At 42.7% G+C, this 22016-nt stretch carries 14 protein-coding genes and 1 pseudogene; 6 read left to right on the forward strand and 9 right to left on the reverse strand.

Translation table 11 applies throughout. The features are described from left to right. Positions 1–16 precede the first annotated feature (16 nt). Together ACYVBM_RS20170 and ACYVBM_RS20175 are read right to left on the reverse strand one after the other, a co-directional pair. Entirely contained in the window at positions 17–568 is a 552-nt protein-coding gene (locus ACYVBM_RS20170) for a thioredoxin fold domain-containing protein (protein WP_460687504.1), read from the reverse strand. 11 nt (positions 569–579) lie between these two features. Next, a complete protein-coding gene (locus ACYVBM_RS20175; RefSeq protein WP_460687505.1) occupies positions 580–3114 on the reverse strand; it encodes a TonB-dependent receptor in 2535 nt (844 codons plus the stop codon). 132 nt (positions 3115–3246) lie between these two features. Here ACYVBM_RS20175 and ACYVBM_RS20180 point away from each other — a divergent pair, with 132 nt between their 5' ends. Next, positions 3247–3921 (forward strand): metal-dependent transcriptional regulator, encoded by a 675-nt coding sequence (locus tag ACYVBM_RS20180; protein ID WP_460687506.1) that lies wholly within the window; start codon positions 3247–3249, stop codon positions 3919–3921. Here ACYVBM_RS20180 and ACYVBM_RS20185 read toward each other — a convergent pair. From ACYVBM_RS20185 to ACYVBM_RS20210, 6 genes and pseudogenes are all read right to left on the reverse strand, one after another. Further along, positions 3918–4133: pseudogene (locus ACYVBM_RS20185) on the reverse strand (RteC domain-containing protein); the annotation flags it as partial. The gene ACYVBM_RS20180 and the pseudogene ACYVBM_RS20185 overlap by 4 nt on opposite strands. 15 nt (positions 4134–4148) lie before the next feature. Beyond that, positions 4149–4382 (reverse strand): hypothetical protein, encoded by a 234-nt coding sequence (locus ACYVBM_RS20190; protein WP_460687507.1) that lies wholly within the window; start codon positions 4380–4382, stop codon positions 4149–4151. 347 nt (positions 4383–4729) lie between these two features. Continuing rightward, positions 4730–6958: a tetratricopeptide repeat protein gene (locus tag ACYVBM_RS20195; protein WP_460687508.1), complete on the reverse strand. Its 2229-nt coding sequence runs from the start codon at positions 6956–6958 to the stop codon at positions 4730–4732. Positions 6959–6988: 30 nt separating this feature from the next. After that, positions 6989–7984: a hypothetical protein gene (locus ACYVBM_RS20200; RefSeq protein ID WP_460687509.1), complete on the reverse strand. Its 996-nt coding sequence runs from the start codon at positions 7982–7984 to the stop codon at positions 6989–6991. A gap of 112 nt (positions 7985–8096) precedes the next feature. Next, a complete protein-coding gene (locus ACYVBM_RS20205) occupies positions 8097–9590 on the reverse strand; it encodes a hypothetical protein (RefSeq protein WP_460687510.1) in 1494 nt (497 codons plus the stop codon). Between the two features lie 42 nt (positions 9591–9632). Next, the gene (locus ACYVBM_RS20210) at positions 9633–10835 is read right to left on the reverse strand and encodes an IPT/TIG domain-containing protein (protein WP_460687511.1); all 1203 of its coding nucleotides are present in this window, start codon (positions 10833–10835) and stop codon (positions 9633–9635) included. A gap of 121 nt (positions 10836–10956) precedes the next feature. Between ACYVBM_RS20210 and ACYVBM_RS20215 the strand changes: the two genes are divergently transcribed. Continuing rightward, positions 10957–13023: a tetratricopeptide repeat-containing sensor histidine kinase gene (locus ACYVBM_RS20215; protein WP_460687512.1), complete on the forward strand. Its 2067-nt coding sequence runs from the start codon at positions 10957–10959 to the stop codon at positions 13021–13023. Next, positions 13020–13634 carry a response regulator gene (locus tag ACYVBM_RS20220; RefSeq protein WP_460687513.1) on the forward strand — a complete coding sequence of 205 codons (615 nt, stop codon included), beginning with the start codon at positions 13020–13022 and terminating at the stop codon, positions 13632–13634. The genes ACYVBM_RS20215 and ACYVBM_RS20220 overlap by 4 nt, the downstream gene beginning before the upstream one ends. A gap of 682 nt (positions 13635–14316) precedes the next feature. Here the strand turns inward: ACYVBM_RS20220 and ACYVBM_RS20225 are convergent. Continuing rightward, positions 14317–15090, reverse strand: a complete 774-nt coding sequence (locus ACYVBM_RS20225; RefSeq protein WP_460687514.1) for a DeoR/GlpR family DNA-binding transcription regulator — start codon at positions 15088–15090, stop codon at positions 14317–14319. 177 nt (positions 15091–15267) lie between these two features. Here ACYVBM_RS20225 and ACYVBM_RS20230 point away from each other — a divergent pair, with 177 nt between their 5' ends. From ACYVBM_RS20230 to ACYVBM_RS20240, 3 genes are all read left to right on the forward strand, one after another. Then, entirely contained in the window at positions 15268–16830 is a 1563-nt protein-coding gene (locus ACYVBM_RS20230) for a glycerol-3-phosphate dehydrogenase/oxidase (protein ID WP_460687515.1), read from the forward strand. A 465-nt stretch (positions 16831–17295) separates the two neighbouring features. Next, the gene (locus tag ACYVBM_RS20235) at positions 17296–20496 is read left to right on the forward strand and encodes a SusC/RagA family TonB-linked outer membrane protein (protein WP_460687516.1); all 3201 of its coding nucleotides are present in this window, start codon (positions 17296–17298) and stop codon (positions 20494–20496) included. 10 nt (positions 20497–20506) lie between these two features. Next, positions 20507–21994: a SusD/RagB family nutrient-binding outer membrane lipoprotein gene (locus tag ACYVBM_RS20240; protein ID WP_460687517.1), complete on the forward strand. Its 1488-nt coding sequence runs from the start codon at positions 20507–20509 to the stop codon at positions 21992–21994. The last annotated feature ends 22 nt before the right edge of the window (positions 21995–22016 follow it).

Raw genomic sequence — 22016 nt, forward strand, 5'->3', positions numbered from 1 at the left:
CAGTCCATAACAATATTTACGCATTTTTGTCTTTGTCCATTACGGCAGCTATCCTGTCCAACACCTTTAAAATATTCTTTGGAGGCATCAGCCCGTAAAAGCGTAACAGCAGCCGGTAGTCCTTATCGAAATAAAGCCACAACGGATAACCTACAAATCCTTTTTCATTCTTACCGTAAACGTTTACAAAATCATTTACCTGGTAAGGGTTTTGAGGGTTGGGGTTCAGATAGTACTTATGGTTAAAAACAATTGCCGAATCCTCTTCCGCTAATCCTTTTACAAAATAAAAAGCACTGTCCAGCCTTTGCCTCAACGTATTGTTTTTCTTAATCTGCGCTTCCTGCATCAGGCAATAAGTGCAGTATTTTGAACCGATATAAACAACTACATATTTCTTCTCCTCCGACATCTTTTTGTCCAGTTCGGCAAAATTCATTTGAGCGCTTGCTATATGAACAGAAAACAACACCAGCAATAAAGTAACTGCGCATTGCCGCTTAGTGCATAGCCAACCGGTTTTTACCGGAGCTGGTTTTTTAGTTGTTGTTTTCTGTTTGCAATACATGATGATGATTATTAAAAGCTAAAACGCACACCGAGATAACCGGTACGGCCCTGCTGCGGCGTATAATTATATTCCGTGTCAAATTGCAGCCCGCCATATTTATCAGGATTTGCCAGGTCATTGAACGGGTCAGCCCTATTTACCAGCAGATTTTTTGGAACATAGTTAAATATGTTCTTTACACCGGCATAGATCTGTAAGCCGTTTTTAAGTTGATACGTCAACTGCGTATGCACTTTGCAGAACCAGGGTGAGTATGGATCGCGGGGATTAGTAACCGTTCCGGTTACATTGCCATTGCCATCGTAAGTTTCCATTTCTCCCTGTGTAGGCAGCAGCATCGGGCCACGCCATTCCCCGGTTACATCCCAGGTAAGCTGCGGAATGAAGTCATAAGCGGCTGTAAATACGCCCGACCATTTGGGGGAAAATTCAAAGGGTGATTTTACAATATCGTTACTTAGCTTATTGCCATCATCATCCCTTTCAAACTCAAACAATTCCGCCTGGGTATAGGAAACGCCTGCAGTAAGACGGAAAGGGAAACGAAAGTTTAATGCAATATCCAGCGATGCTCCAATATTGCGGGCATATTCCTTTCCGTCCACATTATAGTACGTGAGCGTTCTGCTTACATCGTTCCTTACGGGATAAATCTTATTAAAGAAATGCGTGTAATAGGCGCTTATATCGTAAGTCAGCCCAATACCCTCGGTAGCTACCCGGCCTTCATAATCCACTGTACCGCTTAACGATTTTTCGGGCTTTAGCTCTTCCCCGAATTTAGCCTCGTATTGTCCGCTCAACGCCCTGTGGTCTTCGCTAAAGATATTTACTACCCGGTAGCCTGTACCTACACTGGCGCGTAAAGTATTTTTTTCGTTAGGCGCATATTTAAACGCAATGCGGGGAGAATGTACCGGGTTTTCATGGTCACCGGAAGCAGAGTGGGTAATATCATAATCAAAACGATAGCCTAACAACAGGGTTGTTTTGGGACTCAGCGTCCATAGATCCTGTATAAAGAAACCGGGCATTTGAGTAATAAAGGGGTCTTTGCCATTATCGGAAGCAATGGTATTGTCTTTAAACCAGATATACCGGTAAGAGCCACCTAATAACAAATCATGACTGCCCAATTTCTTATCCCAGAAAGCCTGCCCAAACAGGGTTTTCTGGTGCGCCATGAACAGCTCTGTACCATAGGCTGAATTTTGGTCATGCTGGTTGTAGGAACCCTGGATGGTGATGTTTTCCTTAATCGGCAGTTCGTATTTACCCACTGCTTCAAACCGGCTGGTATAAATAGATTCCTGGTACTTCATATTACCTGCCAGTGCAGCACCGGGATTTGCCTGTTGCACTTCATCCATCCATTGCTGTTTGTCTGCTGCGTTGTCAAAACGGGGAACACGAAATCCCTTTGCATATTTTTGGTTGTAAATAGTATAACCGTTGGGCAGTACATAATCGGCATTGTAGCCCGGAGAATTGGGGACATTGTCATATTCATTAAAATCCACGAATTTCCGGTCTGCCTTATTCCAGCCCAGTTCCCCGCCGTGACGGTCTTCATTATAATAGCGCAGGGACAGGCTGGCAGTTTTGTCAAACTTTTGCTTAATATCCCATTTATTGAAGAATGACAATCTTTTCTGAAGGGTTTTATCCATATAGCCATCGTGATCCTGGTCTTTTGGCGTATTGAAATAGTAGCCGTCCACGTTGAACATCGTGGCTACCTTATTGCTTAACCTGGCGCTGAACCCGGTATTGCCGGTCAGCTCCCTCCAGGTAGAAGCATTATAATCTAAAAAGAACTTAGGTGCTGTGTTCGCCTTTTTGGTCATGATGTTAATGACGCCGCCAATGGCTTCCGAGCCATACAGGGAGGAAGCGGGGCCTTTTACCACTTCAACACGGTCTATAATACTATTGGGAATGCCGCTGAAACCATATACGGTAGAAAGTGAACTGACAATGGGCATGCCATCAATCAGCACCATAGAATAAGGACCGGGCATACCATTGATACCAATGTCAGAGGTGTTGCACATATTGCAGTTCACCTGTGGGTTAATACCGTTCACCATATACAGCGCATCCAGCACATTGGAGGTGGGATTTCTCTGGAACAGCTTTGAGGAAATAATCGTAACCGGAACAGGGCTTTCGGACTTGCGTACTTCTTTCAGCGTTCCGGTAACCACTACTTCGTCTAATGAAGAAGCACCCGATGTTTTCAGGCTTATATCCTGGGTTAAGGAAAATGGATCACCGATTTTTATCGTTTGGGTATAGGTGTCAAAGCCCACGGCGCTTACACGCAGTTGCCAGTTGCCGGCAGCAATCCCTTTCAGTTGGTATCCTCCCTGGCTGTCGGTCGTAGTACCAATATTCAGCCTGGGAATGGCAATGGTTGCCGCTTCGACAGCTTTTCCGTTTTCGTCATGTACAGAGCCTGTAATTTGCCCGGTTTGCGCCAAAGCAAACAGTCCTGAAAGAGTTAAGCACAGGGTTAGTATGGCCGTTTTTAGTTGTGTCATTGATTTTATTTTTTTATACCTGAGTTTTTGTTTTGCTGTACAAATTTATAAAGTTAGATTATTCTAACAAAATTATTTATAAAACAATCCGTTCTGTTAGTATAAGCTAAGACTATATCGTAATTTTGCGGCATGAACACGCATACAGAAGAAAACTACCTGAAGGCTATTTATAACCTTTCTGCCGTAAAAGGCGAGGTGAATGTGAATGAGCTAAGCAAGCAATTGGAGATAAAAATGCCTACGGTAAACAGCATGATGAAAAGACTGGCGGATAAAGGGCTGATTGTTTATGAGAGTTATAAACCGGTGCGCCTTACCAGCAAAGGTGGAAAAGAAGCGGCATTGATTATCCGTAAACACCGGTTGACGGAAATGTTCCTGGTGGAGAAAATGGGATTTGGATGGGATGAGGTGCATGGAATAGCTGAACAAATTGAGCACGTACAGTCACCCGATTTCTTTATAAAAATGGATGAACTGCTGGGTTTTCCAAAAATTGATCCGCATGGGGCGCCAATTCCCGACAAAAATGGCAAAATGGAATGGACAGAGTATCATAAGCTAAATGAGTGCAAGGCAGGGGATACTGTAATCTTTAAAGCAGTTACCCACTCATCGGATGATTTCCTGAAATTGCTGAATGCCCGTGAGCTGCGGCTCGGAACAATTATTAAAATTAAGTCAGTAGAAGCATTTGATGGTACAATGACGATTGAATACAACAAACGAAAACCGGAAATGCTAAGCCACCAGGTTTGCGACAGGATATTGGTAAAATTTCAAAAGAAGAGTAAACCTCATTAATAAAGCTGGATATTTGGGCAATCGTGCGAAGTAGAAAAGCGATGGTCTGCCTCAAAATAAAAAGTGTCCAACCATAGGTTTATATCGTGCTTCCCACGTACAAAAAACTTCTCGTCAACGAAAGAATTATTGCTGCGGGAATACTTGTAAAAATCAAGGTTGTTCTCAAAGAACCTTTTTAGCTTTTTCAGTTCTTTGGTAAAATATTTCTTGGTACGCTTATTCCCTTATGGTCTTCTCGTTTCGATTTTATAGATGGAATTATAGTAGATGAGCTTTGAAACAATAACAGGTCTCTGATACTTGAAACAATGGATTTCTTCTTCCATATTCTTAAAGTTGTTTTTTAGCACAAACTCTTTTAAATCGGCAAGGCTTTGAATGATAAGCTGTATAACCGCTTCTATTCTTTTTATGGGACAGTCAGTTTCAATCTCCAGTTCCTGGATTGCAGTTTCCAATTTAAGATATGTTTCATTGTAAAATTTATCCGTTCGCTTCATTTTGAAATTCCAGATATTGGGGTTAATGCTAAAAGTGCCTAAATCTGTCGTATTTAGGCACTTCTTAGCGCATTATTCCTAATCTATTTTTGTATCATACGGATTTGATTATTTATTGTATTCCTCGTCTGTAACTTCATTCAACCAAACTGTTTCGCGCTTTTCCAGCCCTGTGATGGCAACCTGAACAAAAGCGGTATCGACACTTGCTCCGTGCCAATGTTCCACATCAGGCGGGTATTTAATCGTAATCGCTTTTGCGAAGTATCTGCTTCACTCCACATTAAAGAAAATTTATGCTAACATTAAAAAAACTGTTTCAGGGTAAATGTTCCCGGAGGCTGTAAGCCATTGCTGATGGTAGGTTGCAGACCTTTCTGCCGCACTTCATCTTTTATAACGACCTCATAGGTTTTGCGTGCGGTCGCATCTATCTCTGCCTGTCTTACTTGTCTTAAATACAATAAACTTTCCATAATTTTCGGTATTCTTAATAATCGCCCGTGTTTCTCAAGTCTCTCTATTAATTCTTTAAAATTCTGTTTATCGCTTTTTATATTTTTGCAATCGGCTGATAACATCGCCTGCATCAGGTCTTTGGCTACCAGATTTCTCATCACATCAGGTATGGCTGCAAGCTCTTCACCTTTTGGCAGCAGATTTGGAATAGGAGCCAACTCATCATCATCGCTATTAATGCCTCCGGGTAGGATACTGCCATTTGCCGTTTTAAGAAATGGAGCCTTTCCGGGCTGTGCAATCTGGTTGCCTATGCCGTAAGCTACGGACACATTGGGTACCGGTGCTGCGCTCTTAATGATGCCATATACATTTTTATTAAAATCTTTGGCACCTGCGGTTAATTGCTGCCATTCGGCACCGCTGGGTATGCTTACCACCGCCGGACAGGTAAAGTTGGGGATTGCGGGAACAGGAAAGTTATACTGTGTTTCTTTGGCAGCCACCCCACAATGTTCGGGCAGGGCTTCCAATAACTGCGCCATCTGGTCATACAGGGCAACAAGATGTTGGGTGGCCTGCAAATCCTGCATCATCACCAGGTTTTTTACATTCCCGGTTACATACCAGTTCCAGGTAACCCAGGCGTTAAGCCAAGATTGGTAATTGCTTATATGCCGGAACATCACTTTGTATGTCCGGGTATTCACCTGTAACAGGTAATCATTTTCCAGGGCATCCAATTGTGCTTTATATTGTTGGCAGGTTGTTTTATCACGGTCATCGATTTTTTTATAGATATTCCTGATTTTGATGTCCTTTTCTTTTCTCAATCCATCTTTCCATTTTTCCAATTTTTTGAGGGTGTCGGCAATGGATAATTGGTTTTGCGTTTGGTAAGCCTGTAATACTTCCAATACATTGGCGGCAGGCTTGCTCATCCAGCTCTGTCCTTTCATCGTGGCGTCGGCCATTTCAGCAACAAAGGCAGCATCGCCTTTGTCAACCAGGGCATCCATTTCTTTCTCCGTCTGTTCGGTCATCAGGCTGATTTGCTCTTCTATTTTATCCTTGACACGGGTATAAGCCTTTTGAATTGCCCTGTCGTTTTCATAGCCCTTTACCGTATTGCTCAACTGGGGCAGTTTCAACCATTTAAAAGGAAAATATTCATAGATGGTAAGATTGTTCCTGATATCATCCCACTGTAACTTAGCACTACCCCCTTTGTTTTTGAGCATTTGCTGTGTAAAAGGATTGGGTGCATTTGCCATAGCCTGCCTGTAATCGTCAGACGGGTCATTGCCCTTTATTTCTTTGATAAGCCCGGCAACCTGTGCGGCTTCAGTGTGCAAAGGGTTGATGCGTATGGCGGCATTGGCATACACGGCAGCACTGTCCTTTTCGCCCAGGCTCAGCCATGCATGAGACAGGTTGTTCAGTACTGTGCTGTTGGTACTAAATTCCTTGTTCAGTTTTCTCAAAACCGGAATAGCCTGTTCGGGATAACCGTATTGCGTAAGCAATGCCGCCATGTTATTCTGGTAAGTTGTATTTGTCGGTTCCATCTGTACCGCTTTGATGGCGAGTGCCAGCGCTGTTTCGGCATGCCCCTGTACCATTGCTAAAATGGCTGCGGCGTTTATATCCACAGCTTTGGGCGTTTGCGTGATTACTTTTTTGGCGATAGCCATTTCAGCGGCATCGCCTTTTGCCATCATCCTGGAATATAGCAGGTCGGTAAAGGTCTTTATCTCGCTTTGCTGCATTTTTTTACTCAATGCAATGGCAATCTTTCCGGCATTTCTGGCAGGCACCAAACCGGCATTACTGGTAAACTCGCTGTAATTTTCTGCTTTGGCATTGCTTTCCATCATAGCAGGCATAACACTTCCCATTATTTTTTTCATTTCCGCCTGTTCCTCCCTGCTCAAGCCTTCCTGCTTCATGGCCTCTTCCAGCATTTTATCCATTTCTTTTTGCGTAGGCGGTTTTTCTTTGCCTGTTGTTTTTTTCTGTGCATGAATAGTTGTTGCCAACATCAGCAATGCCATTCCTATAATTAATTGTTTCATCTGCTTATTTTTTATTGATGAGGCCGGCTTCTATTTTCCGGGTGGGTTGTCTATCAGGGATTTTCCGATTGGGGTACTGCTGTAGTTAAATTCATTAGCATTGCCCTGATTACTCTGTTTGCTATCCCGTGCAGTAGGCTTATTGGTTTTAAGGATCAGGTACGTATTTTCCATACCCGAAAGGTTTTTGATTTCAAAAGTATAGGTGGTTTTTTCCAATGGGTGCTGATAGGCTTTCTGGTAGCTGCCCCACTCGTTAGTTCTGCCACTTTTCGCTTTGCTCCACCATTCGCCGGTTGCCTGTCGCGGCACAAGGGTCAATTGGTTACCGTTGATGGTATAAGTACCGGTTTCACGGATGAACTGGATGTCTTTAATAACATTAGACCAATGCTTGGCTCTATATTGATAAGTACCATCAGCATTAAAAAGATACTCCCGCCTGAAATAACCTCCGCTCATATAGCCAAATGTTTCGTTTTGGTTATTTGCCCACAAACCTTTGATGGTGGAAATGCCGATGGCGACATTCGCCGTTGTGGTGTTTTTGAGTGCATAAGCCAGCGTGATGGAGGCAATGAGCTTTTGAAAATCTTTCAGGTAAGGTTGTGCGGTGGCATTACAGAGTATGCTCACACAGGTTTTTCCGTTACTATAAGTAGTAAGAATAGTGGCTACGTTGGCGCCGTTGTACTGCCATACGCCACTGCGGCTCATCACACTCCAGCCCTCCGCCGTTTCGGCTGTGGTTTTTTCTTCCTTTTCTACGACGTGCAGCGCCAAAACAATAGCGTTCCACTCGTGTTCAGCATCTTCTTCTATACTGCCTTTGCTGGCTGTGCTTTGGTAAATACCAAACTGTGCCCAGCTACCGCCATCAATACGGCTGTAAACTACCGCTGTACTGTTGTTTTCTTTTTTCCAGCCCGCAGGCGGTGTATAGCTTACAATATCGTAGGTTTCTTTCTGTGCGCAAACCCACATGGAGAATGACAGCAGGATGGTGAATAACAAAAAAGGTTTCATGTGTTTATTTTATTGTTTTAATGGTCACACGGAATTCTGCAAAAGAAAATATTCATTCCTTTCGTGTATGAAAATGAATATTTTCTTATACTCCATTTCATCTGTAGCTGATCTATTTAGGTTGATAAGGTTTGATTACTTTTCCCTTTCCGAAAAAATAATCATATACATAGTCGTAGTTAAAACGGTTTACAAAATTGGCCATCATGTGTTCAGCTCCTGCATGATCGGTAAACTTTCCTTTGTACATTTTAAACACAATCCACTGTGGACCGCTATTGGCACAGGCTTCCTTTACACCTTTCTTTAAGCGAAGGATGGGAAAATAAACATTGGTATTGCCGTAGCTATCTGTTGTTTGTGACTTTGTTTGTATCCAATAAAAGTTGCTCTTTTCGTCTAAATTGGCTAAATCTATAATTTGTATATCATGTCCGGCTTTCAGATACACATAATCACTATAATTATCCTTAAACTTCTTTTTCATGATATTCAAACCATTTTTTGCCTTTTGTAACATATTGTCCAGTCTTCCGCCACTGTTTCTGTCGATTTTTTCCATCAAAGGCAATTGTTTTTCAAGCCTTGTTAGTAGCTCAGCTACCGTTATCTGTTCAAAGGGAAGTGGCTGTTTGTCTTTGGTCATCACTACCACATAAAAATGCTCATTGTTGTTCAGCGCATCAGAAGGGATCCAATAATGCGTGTAGTTCTTCAAATTGGAACTGGTCATAAAATTTTGATAGTTGGCATTTTTATCTGAACCCTCATATTCGCCTTTCATACCCATACTATATTGTGGCATGGTGCAGTAATATTCATCGGGCGAAGAAAGTCCTATCATTTGCCTGCTAATCAGCTCAATATTATTCGCCATAATCTGCCATACGTAGTACCCCGCCAATCCATCAATAGGCCAGAACTTTTTGGTGCTCGTTTTTTGCAGGTTACTATACATTTTACCCGTTGCGCCGTAGGTATTGGGCAAGGCATTGCGGTTGTTCTTTTCCGCTTCGTTGTAGTTGTAGGAAGTGCTGGTTACCGGCTGTCCTGCCGGAAGTGCATAAACGGACTGAACCATTTCTCCCAACAATCCTCTGGGACTGTAGGTTTGTTGTATCCATGTGGCTAATTTCTGCGAAACCTCCATCTGTGAAACAGGATAGTTTCTTCCGTTTAGGATAATGGGCTTTGGCGGGTCTTTGAAGTCCAGCATTTTAATCCAGCCTATGTCTGCATATTCTATAGATTTTCCCTGATACCAACCTCTGTTATCAGTAGTGAGCGGGCCATATTTATCCTGGCTGTCTGTGGTACTGTTATTTGTTCTTGTATCAGTGGCTTTTCCATCATCCTGTGCTTCAGTATCGTTACCGGTCTGTTCTGCTTTCTCTTTCGTTTTTTTTGCAGGAGTTCCTTCCAGTATCTTATCGGCTGCCTTGTCCATCGGTTTCTTTATTACTTTATCAACCGCTTTGTCGGTGGTCTGTTCTACTGTTTTACTTACGGTCTTTTCTACTTTCTCCTGTAGTTTTTTTAAGATTTGTGCCTGGACTGTAGTGGCGTACAACATTGTGACAACAATCATTATGGTTAACTTTTTCATATACTCTATTTTTTTATTAAACATATTTTCGATGATTGGTCGCTACCGAATAAAAATGCAGGTAGCTTCTATGTTATTAGCGTTGTTGGATAAAGTAACCGCTGTGCCGTTCTTCCAGTATTTAGCTGTTTTTTTGTTTCCTGCATACTCGAATGCCGCTACATATACATCATTGCCAAATACTTTTATGCCGATATTGACAAGTTCGGCGGCACCGAGAGAAGCAAGCGGAACTGCATTGCCGTTTTTCCAATAGGTAAGCGTTTTTTGTCCGCCTGCCTGCGTAAATCCGGCTACATAGACATCGTTCCCCTTTACTTCAATAGTATAAGGAACAGAATACTCATCGCTTATCGTTAAGGCATTTCCATTTTTCCAGATGGTAGCTTTGTATTTTCCGGAAGAGGCTTCCTGCTCATGCCCCGTTACATAGATGTCACTACCTGCCACAGTAATAGAATTGCCGTAAGATGGCAGATTGCTCAGCCTTACCGGTGTGCCATTTTTCCAATAATAGGCTCGTCCATTAAGATTTCCTGCGACATAAATATCATTTCCCTTAGTAAAGATGGATGCTGCTGCACCGAAAGAGTTCGCAAGCTCTGTTCTGGTTCCATTTTTCCAGTACACGGGAAAAAAGCCACCACCGGCAACATACACATCATTGTTTGCCACAAAAATATTGTAGGCCTGTCCGGAGCCCATTGAAGCGGGCATGCCATTTTTCCAATATTGAGCGACCCCGTCATTTTCGCCGCAGAGATAAACATTCTTATTCTCCACAAAAATGGAGCGTATTACACTATAATTCTCGCTTACCTGTGTTTCCGTACCGTTTACCCAATATTTTGATATATAATTTTCATTAACACCATCATATAACATTCCGCCTACAAATACATCCGGCACATAAGTAACCGTACCGCCCGAAATAGATGTTCCACCTGTTGTAATGACTATTTCGCCACTCGTATTGCCCACTGCCGGCACATACACTACCAATTGTGTGGCGGATGCCGTATGCACATCGGCTGCCACACCGTTGATGGTAACGGTATTATCGGCAGCACTAGCCGAAAAATTTTTTCCGTTAATGGTCAGCTGATCGTTGTAATGAACCGTGGACGAGGAAAGAGACAGTGCCACAGGCGATGTGTCGGGAGGTGTAATATCGTCCTCTTTTCTGCATGAAGAAACAAAGAAGACCATAAGCAGTATGGCAAATACAGATATAGAACTTTTCATAACGATTTATTTTTAATGATTTTTATTTGTTTAAGATTTACAGAACAAATTTGAACCTTTGATTACTGCAAGTCAATCGTTCGAAAGGATGATTTTATGTCAAAAATGAAAAATCATCCTTTTGGACGATAGGCATATAGCAGAATATACTGCTATCTTTAGCATAGGAAATTTTACGAATAGTATGCTTAAAGAAAACTCAAATGCAATAATCCGATTGTCTATAAGATCAATAGTATCATTACTTTTGTTTTTACCTTCTGTCAGCTTTGCCCAGACAAAGAAATTGGATAGTTTGCTTGATGAAATCAATAGACATGCAAAACGCGATACTGTACGCATTGACAAAATAATGAATTACGTGGTGGCGTCTGCTAATGAAAACACCAGTTTACTGCTCCCTTATCTCAACGAAATGATTGCGCTTAGTAAGGAACTGCATTTTAAAAAAGGTTTGCAATCGGGATATCTTACGGCTCAATTATACTACTCAGACAGAGGAAATCTTGAGTATGCCATGCGTTATGCTGATTCGGCTTTTACATTATTAAAAGCTGATACGGGGGAAAAAACACTTATTAAGCAGGCTTATCTTCATCATAACGTGGGCGGAGATTATCTGAAAATGGAAGATTATGCACAATCGCTTTCTCACTTTACCAAAGCAGCTATGTTATTGGAACGTTACCAACCCGAAATGCTTTCTGGTGTTTACAGTGGAATCGCATCGGTATATGAAAAAATGCTACAGCCTCAAAAAGCAATTGAATATGACAAAAAAGCAATTGCTTCTGCAGAAAAGTATGGCAGCAAAAGTGCTATTACTAAAAGACGCTTAAATTATATCGTGAAACTCATCAATATGGGGAAGTTTGTTGAAGTGAAACAAGAGCTTAATCAAATTGAGACTTTGGTAAAAGAAGTGGATGGATCATTTACATGGTTTTTATTCTATCAAAACAAAGGATATCTATTGCGAAGCCAAAAAAACTATGATGGTGCAATTGCCAGTTTTAAAAAAGCAATGGACTATGCTAAGGCAAGCGACGATCAATATCAGTATTTATCTATTCTTGATCCTTTGTGCAAAGCATTAATGGAAACCGGACGCTTAAATGAGGCGAAGCCTTATATAGATACATTACTTGAAAAAGGGGCTGTTTACCAGATGAAATTTGCACAATTGTTTGGCTATTCAAACGGAGCCGAATGGTATAGTAAAAAAGGTGATTATAAAATGGCGAATGAATACCTGGTACTTAAAATGAATCTTTCAGATAGTATTTCATCAGCAGAAACAAAAGACAAAATTGCCATGATGGAGGCTCGTTTTAAAGTACAGGAAAAAGATAACGAGATTAGAATATTGCAGGACGAAAAAAAGATCCAACAGCTTTCCATCCGACAAAAAAACACACTCAATCTGATTTTGATAGGTGGTACTGTAGCCCTAATAATGATTTTTTTACTCTCGTACCACAATTATAAGCATCGTCAAAAACTGCAACTGCAGCGCATTTCGGAACTTGAAATTGAAAAACAGCTTGCCGCTGCGGAAGCGGTGCTTAAAGGTGAAGAGCAGGAACGTACCCGTCTGGCCAAAGACCTGCACGATGGCTTGGGCGGTATGCTGAGCGGTATTAAACATTCTTTTACTAATATGAAGGAAAACTTAATTATGACACCCGAAAATGCACTTGCATTTTCACGGGGTATTGAGCTACTTGATGGAAGCATTAAAGAAATGCGCCGTGTAGCTCATAATATGATGCCCGAAATTTTGATGCAATTTGGGCTGGACACTGCATTGAAAGAGTTTTGCATAGAACTGAGCCGTAACAGAACGCTAAAGGCCAATTACCAGCCGATTGATATGGATACGGTTTCTTTTGACCAAAATCTTTCCGTAACGGCTTACAGAGTGGTGCAGGAACTGGCGAATAATGCACTCAAACACGCAGCCGCCACAAGCCTGCTGGTACAGGCTCACGTATCAAAAGAGGATGGTCTTTTGCAGCTTACCGTGGAGGACAACGGTAAAGGTTTTGATTTGGCAACACTGGCACAATCGGACGGTATAGGTTGGAAAAGCATCCGTAACCGGGTGGAGCTGCTGAAAGGAAGAATAGACATCAACACCGCACCCGGAAAGGGCACCTCCGTTTTAATTGAAATACCGCTGTCATGACCAAAAAAGTTTTCATTACGGACGACCATTATATGGTCATAGAAGGCATCCGCTCACTATTGCAGCATGAAAATGAGATACACTGGATGGGACATGCCATGAACGGGGAAGCTTGCCTTGCTTTTCTGGAAACACAGCGACCTGATGTGCTGCTGATGGACATCAATCTGCCTGACCAAAAAGGTACGGCGCTCTGCAAGCTGGTAAAAGAAAAGTACCCTGAGGTAAGAGTGCTTGGATTAAGCACTTACGACCAGCAGTCCATTATTCGCACTATGCTTGGCAACGGAGCGTCTGGTTATCTGCTAAAAAATGCTTCAAGAGAAGAGATACTTGAAGCTATCGAAACGGTAATTGCCGGTGGTGAGTACCTCTGTATGGAAGCCGCCCAATCACTGAAATATAGCAGTACGGAAGAGCCTGTGATTACCAAACGTGAAAAGGAGATACTGGGTCTGATATGCAACGGGCTTACCAATCCCGAAATTGCAGAAAAACTTTTCATCAGTCTGCCAACGGCCAATACGCACCGGAAAAGCTTATTGGCAAAATTCGGGGCAAAAAATGTAGCTACCCTGGTAAAAATGGCGGTGGAGAGAGGATTGGTGTAAGATTGAAAAAGCGTTCGGATTCCTGAAAACAGCAAATGATATTCGCCGGATAGCCCGATGTAATATCGAACTCATTACACATTATAATAACAAATCTAATAACTAAATTTGTCTAAACTTTGAGAGGCAGTCTAAATAGCACCTTTTTTATTCCTGTTGCACCATATGCTGCAAGTTCGGGTCATTCTTGATGCGCTCCATTTCACTGACAACAATATTCAGGATGTCTGATTTTATCTTTTGTAATTGCGTTCAATTTGCTGCCATTTACGAGGATATGGAGTCGCTTCGGGCAGATCCGGATCATTGAATTGCTTATTACAACGAAGAGCGTCCACACAGCGGCAGCAAAACGCGATGCAAATTTTTGCTGATTCCCTCAACTTGACAAAACAAAAAATGCTCAATGAAATCGAACCGACTGCTTAATTTTTTAATCCTAAGCTTTGAAAATTTTAAAATCATTCTTTACTGTAGGATCAAATATTAACTTTTACAGTTGAGAACTGGCCAAGGTTATCAATTTTCTGAGAAGTTATATCTTTTGATTGGTGCAATCTTTTAGCATGAGCGTTATTGCAGAATTTAATCTTTGAGCTCGATGTCATATTCCGTCAAATTCCAAAAATCGGGGAACATCGAACTTATTATTATTCGTTGAGTACCGGAGATAAAGCTGGCATTAAGCGGCGTTTAAAGTGATCACCTGTATGCCTTTTTGCGTCAGCATATCCACAATGTGTGGAGAAACATTGCTGTCTGTGATGATCTGGTCAATCTCGTCAAAATCGCATATCTTTCCAAAACCCCGTTTCCCGAATTTGGCGGAGTCGGCCAGAACAATAGTTTTTTGAGCTGACAATATCATTTGCCGGTTAAGCTGGGCTTCCATCATATTAGAAGTAGTGAGGCCAAAATCAAGATCAATGCCGTCCACGCCCAGGAACAGCTTCGTGAATGAAAAATCCTTTAAAATGCTTTCAGCATAAACCCCGGTTACTGATGCAGAGGTTTTTCTTACAATACCGCCCAGTTGTATAATTTCTATTTCGCTATGCCTGGTAAGCTCGGCTGCAACGTTTAATGCTGCGGTAACCACAGTTAGGTTTCCTTCTGATACGATGTTTTTTGCCAGGTATTGTACTGTAGTTCCCGATGCGATCAGGATACAATCATTTCTTTCTATTAAAGTGGCCGCATAGTGGCCAATGGCCTGTTTTTCTGTAGCCTGAATAAGTAGTTTTTCGTTAACAGGCCTGTCTGCAATATAAGGATTACTGGCGGTGGCGCCGCCATGAGTTCTGTACAAAAGCTTTTTTTCTTCTAAAAGTTTCAGATCCTTTCGTATAGTTACTGTTGATACCGAGAGTTCCTGACAAAGATTATTAACCGTAACGCTTCCTTCTTTTTCCAGTTTATGCAAAATATGCTGATGCCTGTCTGTCGATATGCTCATGCCTGTAATTTGTTTCTGTTGCAAATATAATAAAATACCTTACCTCGCTGTTAGATTCAGACCGGTTGCCTGGAAAATACCAGCGCAATTTTCATGCTTTTATTTTTTTTCGTTATGTTTCATATTTATTTTTTTATGTTTCATAATATTTCCTTTAATTTCGTTTTGTAATATTTTATGATGAGTATTGGCAGAGGCATATTAACCGGAAAATTGAGGGATGAAAATTTTATATGGGATATCCTGGTTATCGGAGGCGGCGCTACCGGCCTGGGAATAGCGCTGGATGCTGTTACAAGAGGGTATAAGGTACTGTTAGTGGAGCAATCGGATTTTGCAAAAGGCACATCCAGCCGCAGTACCAAATTGGTGCATGGCGGAGTACGTTATCTTGCGCAGGGCGATGTGGCCCTGGTGCGTGAGGCAAGTAAGGAAAGAGGCCTGCTGCGGAGAAATGCCCCGCATTTGGTGAAAAATCAAACTTTTGTAATACCTGTATATAATTGGCTGGATAAGATCAAATATGGTATTGGTTTAAAAATGTATGACTGGATTGCAGGCCGGCTGTCTTTAGGGCCTTCCCTGCTTATTTCCAAAGAGCAAACCACCCGGGCACTTCCCGGGATTGTAACAAAGGGACTGAAGGGAGGGGTGAAATATCATGACGGGCAGTTTGACGATTCGCGGTTAGCCATTAACCTGGTACAGACAATAATAGAACAGGGTGGATATGCGGTCAATTATATAAAAGTGGTATCGCTTTTAAAAGACGCCGCCGGAAAGGTCAGCGGCGCTACAGTACAGGATGAGGAATGCGGCGACAGGTTTTTAGTACATGCCAAAGCAGTAGTAAATGCTACGGGCGTTTTTGTGGACGGCATACTAAAGATGGATGATCCGGGTGCCCGCAACAGTGTGGTAGCCAGCCAGGGCATTCACCTGGTTTTTGATAAAGCATTGTATAGTTCCGAACATGCATTAATGATCCCGAAAACCAGTGATGGAAGGGTATTATTTGCGGTGCCCTGGCACCAGGAAGTGGTGGTAGGCACTACAGATACCCTGGTGGGTGAGCCGTCGCTCGAACCCAGGGCTTTAGAAGAAGAGGTGAATTTTATTTTGAATACTGCCTCTCAATATCTTACAAAAAAGCTTGCCCGGAAAGAGGTAAAAAGCATTTATGTAGGATTGAGGCCGCTGGCGGCTCCGCAGGAAGGATCTCAAAAGACCAAAGAAATATCAAGAAGCCATAAAATATTGCATTCCGGCTCTTACCTTTTTACGGTTATTGGAGGTAAATGGACCACTTTCCGAAAGATGGGCGAGGATATGGTGGATTATATAGAGAAAGAGCTGAACTGGTCACGTACAATATCCGTATCAAAATCATTTAAAATTCATGGTTACCAGCAAAATGTTGACTGGATGGATCCGCTTTATTTCTATGGAAGCGACGCTGAAGGAATCAGGGGAAAGCTGGCGGGTAAAAATGACTGGTTAAGTGAACGCCTGCGCATATACCGGGCGCAGTTAGATTGGGCGGTGCGGCATGAAATGGCCCGAACTGTTGAAGATTTCCTTGCCCGGAGAACCAGGGCTTTATTTTTAGATGCTGAAGAAAGCATGCGTATGGCCCCGGAAGTGGCGGAGTTAATGGCCATTTTGCTTGATAAGGAAAAATCCTGGGCAGAAGAGCAGGTAACAGCGTTTAATAAGATTGCAGAAAAATACCGGCTGTAAACTTTGTAAGGTGGCAGGCTTTTAAGGAGGGATCAGTTACTGGATTTTATTATTAGACTTATTTAACTACAAAATCAATGAATCGTTTTTTCAGGGTTTAACGCCGCATGTTACAGCAGTCAGCGCTCATAAAAAACTTTACGGGAGGTATTATTGTGCGCATACATAGAACAATAATACGATGGCGTATTTGTAGCACAATTATAAAACGATAAAAAGGCAAACATTTTTGAAACTACCGGAAGACCATCATTACAGTAACAATATATAAAAAGAGGACTGTATTATGTTTCGGTTAACAAATGTACAGAGGGTTGCTTGCCTGATTGCTGAGCAATATGTTTGCGGTGTTATGCGGGGAAACGGGTAATCGCATGGCCTGTTTGATAACTACAAATTTAAAATAATCAGTATAGCTGGTATAAGATGTCTATTTCATTCTCCAAAATTAAAAAACAAAATAAAATGCTGCGAAAAACCATCAAAAGATATGGCCCGGCGAGCTTTCTGTTTTTTTGCCTGCTGCTACTTGCTCCTGCTTTTGTTCAGGCGCAACAAAGAACGGTAACCGGTACTGTTACCTCGCAGGAAACAAAAGAGCCTCTGTCTAATGCTACCGTCATTATACAGAATACTTCCCGCGGTACCGCTACCAGTGTGGATGGCAGGTATTCCATCCCTGTAAATCCCGGAGACGTGCTTACTTTTTCTGCTGTTGGTTATAAAACCGTGGATAAAGCAACAGCAGAGCTTTCCGAAATAAACGTGGCGCTTGAAAGCATTGGGCAGCAGGAAGACGAAGTGGTTGTAACGGCGCTCGGAATTAAGCGTCAGGAAAAAGCGCTGGGTTATGCCATGAAAACGGTTTCGGGTGAAGAGCTTACAGATGCGTTGTCTAATAACTGGACGGATGCCCTCACAGGAAAAGTTCCGGGCTTAAACCTTATCAAGTCCGGTGGGGGCCCTGCAGGTTCCAACCAGATCATATTAAGAGGAGAAACCTCGCTTACCGATAACAACTCGGCCCTGGTAGTAGTGGATGGTGTTATTGTGAGTGGCTCTTCAGGGAAAATGACGGGAACGGGCAACAGCAATTACCAAAGCGGCGACTCCCCGGTAGATTTTGGCTCTGGCCTGGCAGATATCAACCCCAACGATATTGAAAGCGTATCAGTGCTTACCGGGGCAGGCGCTTCGGCATTGTATGGCTCCAGGGGAGCACACGGGGCTATTATTATTACTACAAAGATGGGAAAGGCGAATAATCGTGGCATCGGTATTACTTTTAATTCCAATACATCCATAGGGCTTATCAATCGCTGGCCGGATTACCAGTATGAATACGGCCAGGGCGCTGCCGGAGAAGACCTGTATTACTCCTACGGGCAAAGCGAGGACGGCCCCAGCACATTCAGCAGCAGTTCGGCATGGGGTCCTAAGTTCGACGGGCAGATGTACTACCAGTACAATCCGAATGATCCCGCATATTACCGTGTAAAGCCTCCTGAAAGAACTCTGTGGCAACCGTATAAAAATAACCGGAAAGATTTTTTCCGCCCTTCTACCACCCTTACGAACAGCCTTACTCTTTCAGGAGGCAATAAAACCACCAATGTAAGGCTTTCCTACACAAACGCAACCAATAAATGGATTGTGCCCAATACGGGCTATACAAGAAACAACATCGCGCTGGCATTAAAACATAATATAACCGACAAGCTTTCTGTTTCCACTAATATTAACTATAATAACAGGAAAAGCGATAACCTGCCGAACACCGGCTACAACAACCAGACTATTATGTATTTTATGAGAGGGATTACTCCGAGCATGAATATAGACTGGTTTAAAGAATACTGGCGCCCCGGAAAGGAGAACATTGAGCAAACCACGCCTTTTTCCAATTTGCTGGACAACCCCTACTTTCAGGCTTATGAAATTATCAACAGCCAGAATAAAAACAACTTCGTTGGAACTATACAGGCCAACTATGCTTTTTCTGAGCAATTAAGCTTAATGATACGCACCGGCATCGATTTTCAATATGACCAGCGAAAACAGGAGCGTCCTTTTGATACCTACAGGTATGCTAATGGCTTCTATGGCGAAACAAATATTTATACCCAGGAAAGTAATACGGACTTTCTGGTGCAATATACCACCAAAAAAAGCAGGCGCTTCAACTTCGGTGCAAATATTGGAGGCGCTCTCATGGAAAATAAATATGTTAAAGACGGCGCCTATACGGAAAAGCTGATGTACCCCGGGGTATTTAATTTTGGAAATGCCGGGGACAAAGTAATTCCTGCAAGGTACAGAAGCAACGTAGGTGTTGGAAGCCTTTATTCTTTGATTAACGGATCGTTTAAAAACTTCCTCTTCTTAGATGGAAGTATGCGTGTGGACTGGGCCAGTACCCTGGCTTCTCCTTACAAGAATGATCTGAAGCCATTCTTTTATCCGTCTTTGAACACGAGCTTTATTATCAGTGATGCATTTAAGTTGACAAAGGATATCAGTTTTTGGAAATTGAGGGCCTCTCTTTCCGGCGTTGGCGGCGGCGGCGACAGACCTTACCGTACGGCATATACTTATACAACGCTTGCTGATTACACGGCTGGAGTGGTAAACCCTGCAACGATTCCTAACCTGGGTTTAAAGCCGGAGAAAACAATATCTTATGAACTGGGAACTGATCTAAGGCTGTTTAAAGGACGTTATTTGATAGACCTGACGGTTTATAAGAATAATACTTACAACCAGATACTTGCCGAGCAACTGGATCCCTCCTCGGGATATAGCTCACGAATTGTAAACGCGGGCAATCTGCAGAATAAAGGTATTGAGCTGAACCTGGAGGCTAAGATCCTGAACAGGAAGGATAAGCTGAACTGGCGCACATTCGGTAACCTGGGCTATAACGAGAGTAAAGTTATTGAGCTATCTAATGATGACAGCGAAAAGCTGATCACAACTGTTTTTGGTTCACGGGGTGCTATCCTGGCAAAGGTAGGGCACGAGTTCACAGGCATGTACGGTTATGGATATGTACGCAGCCCCGACGGCCAGATCGTTTATAATAACGGGTTGCCCCGCCTGTCGGGCGAATTAATGTATCTTGGTAATGCCACGGCTCCTTTAAAAATAGGCTGGGGCAATGAGTTCGGGTATAAGAATTTTCGCTTTAATTTTTTGTTTGACGGGCAGTGGGGTGGTGTAGGCTATTCGCTTACCCATGCTGTATTGATAGAAGAGGGAAAATTGAAAAAAACAATTCCCGGCCGTTATAATGGCATTATCGGAGACGGCGTGGTAGACAACGGTAATGGCAATTACACTCCTAATAAGATAGTGGTAGATGCCGCGTCTTATTATGGGGCGCACTTTACGAGAGATAACCTGGAGTCCAACACTTTTTCAACTGACTTTATAAAACTCAGAGAGGTAAGAATAGAGTATGCCCTGCCTGCCAGGATGGTACAAAAAATAAGAGTACAAAAATTATTGCTTGGTTTATATGGGCGCGACCTGTTTGTATTGACCAACTGGCCGGCGTTTGACCCTGAATTCGGATCGCTGACCGGCGATGGTATTCAAAAGGGAGCAGAAGTCGCCCAGTTCCCGTCACTGCGTACCCTGGGCTTTAATTTATCCGTTAATTTCTAATAAGAAGACTATGAGAAAAAATATATCTTTCAGATCCATGGTTTTACTTGCTGTTACAGCGCTGGTATTTTCTGTAGGCTGTACCAGGAAATATGTAGACATGAATACGGATCCCAACGGCGCTACTGCGGCAACCCCGCAAAGCCTGCTGGCTCCCACATTAATGAACCTGGTAACCAGTAATTTGAACCGTAATTTCCGTATTAATAACGAGTTGATGCAGGTAACCGTTACCACTTCGGAAAGCCGTGAGTTTCACCGTTATGATGTAAGACCTTCCGAGGCAGATGCACAATGGAATGCATGGTACCAGCAATTAACCAATATACGGGACATTTACCGGAATGCGGAACGCACCCTGCAGCTCAATTATAAAACCTATATGGGTATTTCACTCATACTAGATGCATGGGTAGGCTCGCTTTTGACAGATATGTATGGCGATGTGCCTTATTCCGAATCCAATCTTGGTTTCTATGAAGAAAATACAAGGCCGGTGTTTGACAGCCAGAAAGATATTTATGAAAATATTTTTAATAAGCTGGAAGGCGCCGATACGCTATTAATTCCTGCTTCGGGCTCGGCAGCAGACATACCCACAGAATTTGCCTATACCGATCCTGTCTTTGGCGGAAAGGCAGACCAATGGCGCCGGTTTGGCAATTCACTTTACCTGCGCCTGCTGTTACGGGTGTCGCATAAAACAGATATCGATGCTGTGGCGCGCATTCGCAAAATAGTGGATGAGCAGCCGTCTAAATACCCGTTAATGGTAGACAATAACAGCTCTGCTATTTTACGGTTTACCGGCTCTGTTCCGTTCCAGTCGCCCTTTACTAATGCGCGCGATTTTGATTTTAACGGAGATAAAGGCTATTCTGAATTTTTTATCAATAACCTGGTTGCGCTAAAAGATCCCCGTTTACCGGTTTGGGCTACAGAAGCATCGCTGGGAGTATATGGAGGTATGCAAAGCGGATACGCGCAGGGTAATGTACCGGATCGTCAGTCAACACTGCAGCTGGCGTTAAAAACACAACCCCTGCTGGGCAATATTATGAACTATGCAGAGCTGCAGTTTATTTTGGCAGAGGCAGCATTAAAAGGGTATACTTCAAAGCCGTACCGGCCATATTATCAGAATGGCGTAAAGGCATCCATTGAGTTGTGGGGTAAAACCATTGATACCACTACCTATTTCAAAACTCCGCTGGCCTCTATTGATAGCGCTGCAACAGATACAGATAAATTGAAACGTATCCATCTGCAAAAATATTTTTCCATGATGTTTACCGATTTTCAGCAATGGTATGAATACCGGCGCACCGGTGCGCTGGACCTGTATGTTGGTCCCGGCCTGCTGAATAAAGGACAGATGCCATCGAGGATGATCTATCCATTGGGGGTTCAGATACGGAACCGGGAAAATTTTGACAAAGCCGTTGCCGCCATGGGAGGTAATACCATCAACGAAAAAGTATGGTGGCAAAAACAATAATCGTATTGAAAAGTATAAAAAT

Source organism: Niabella aquatica (assembly GCF_054779315.1).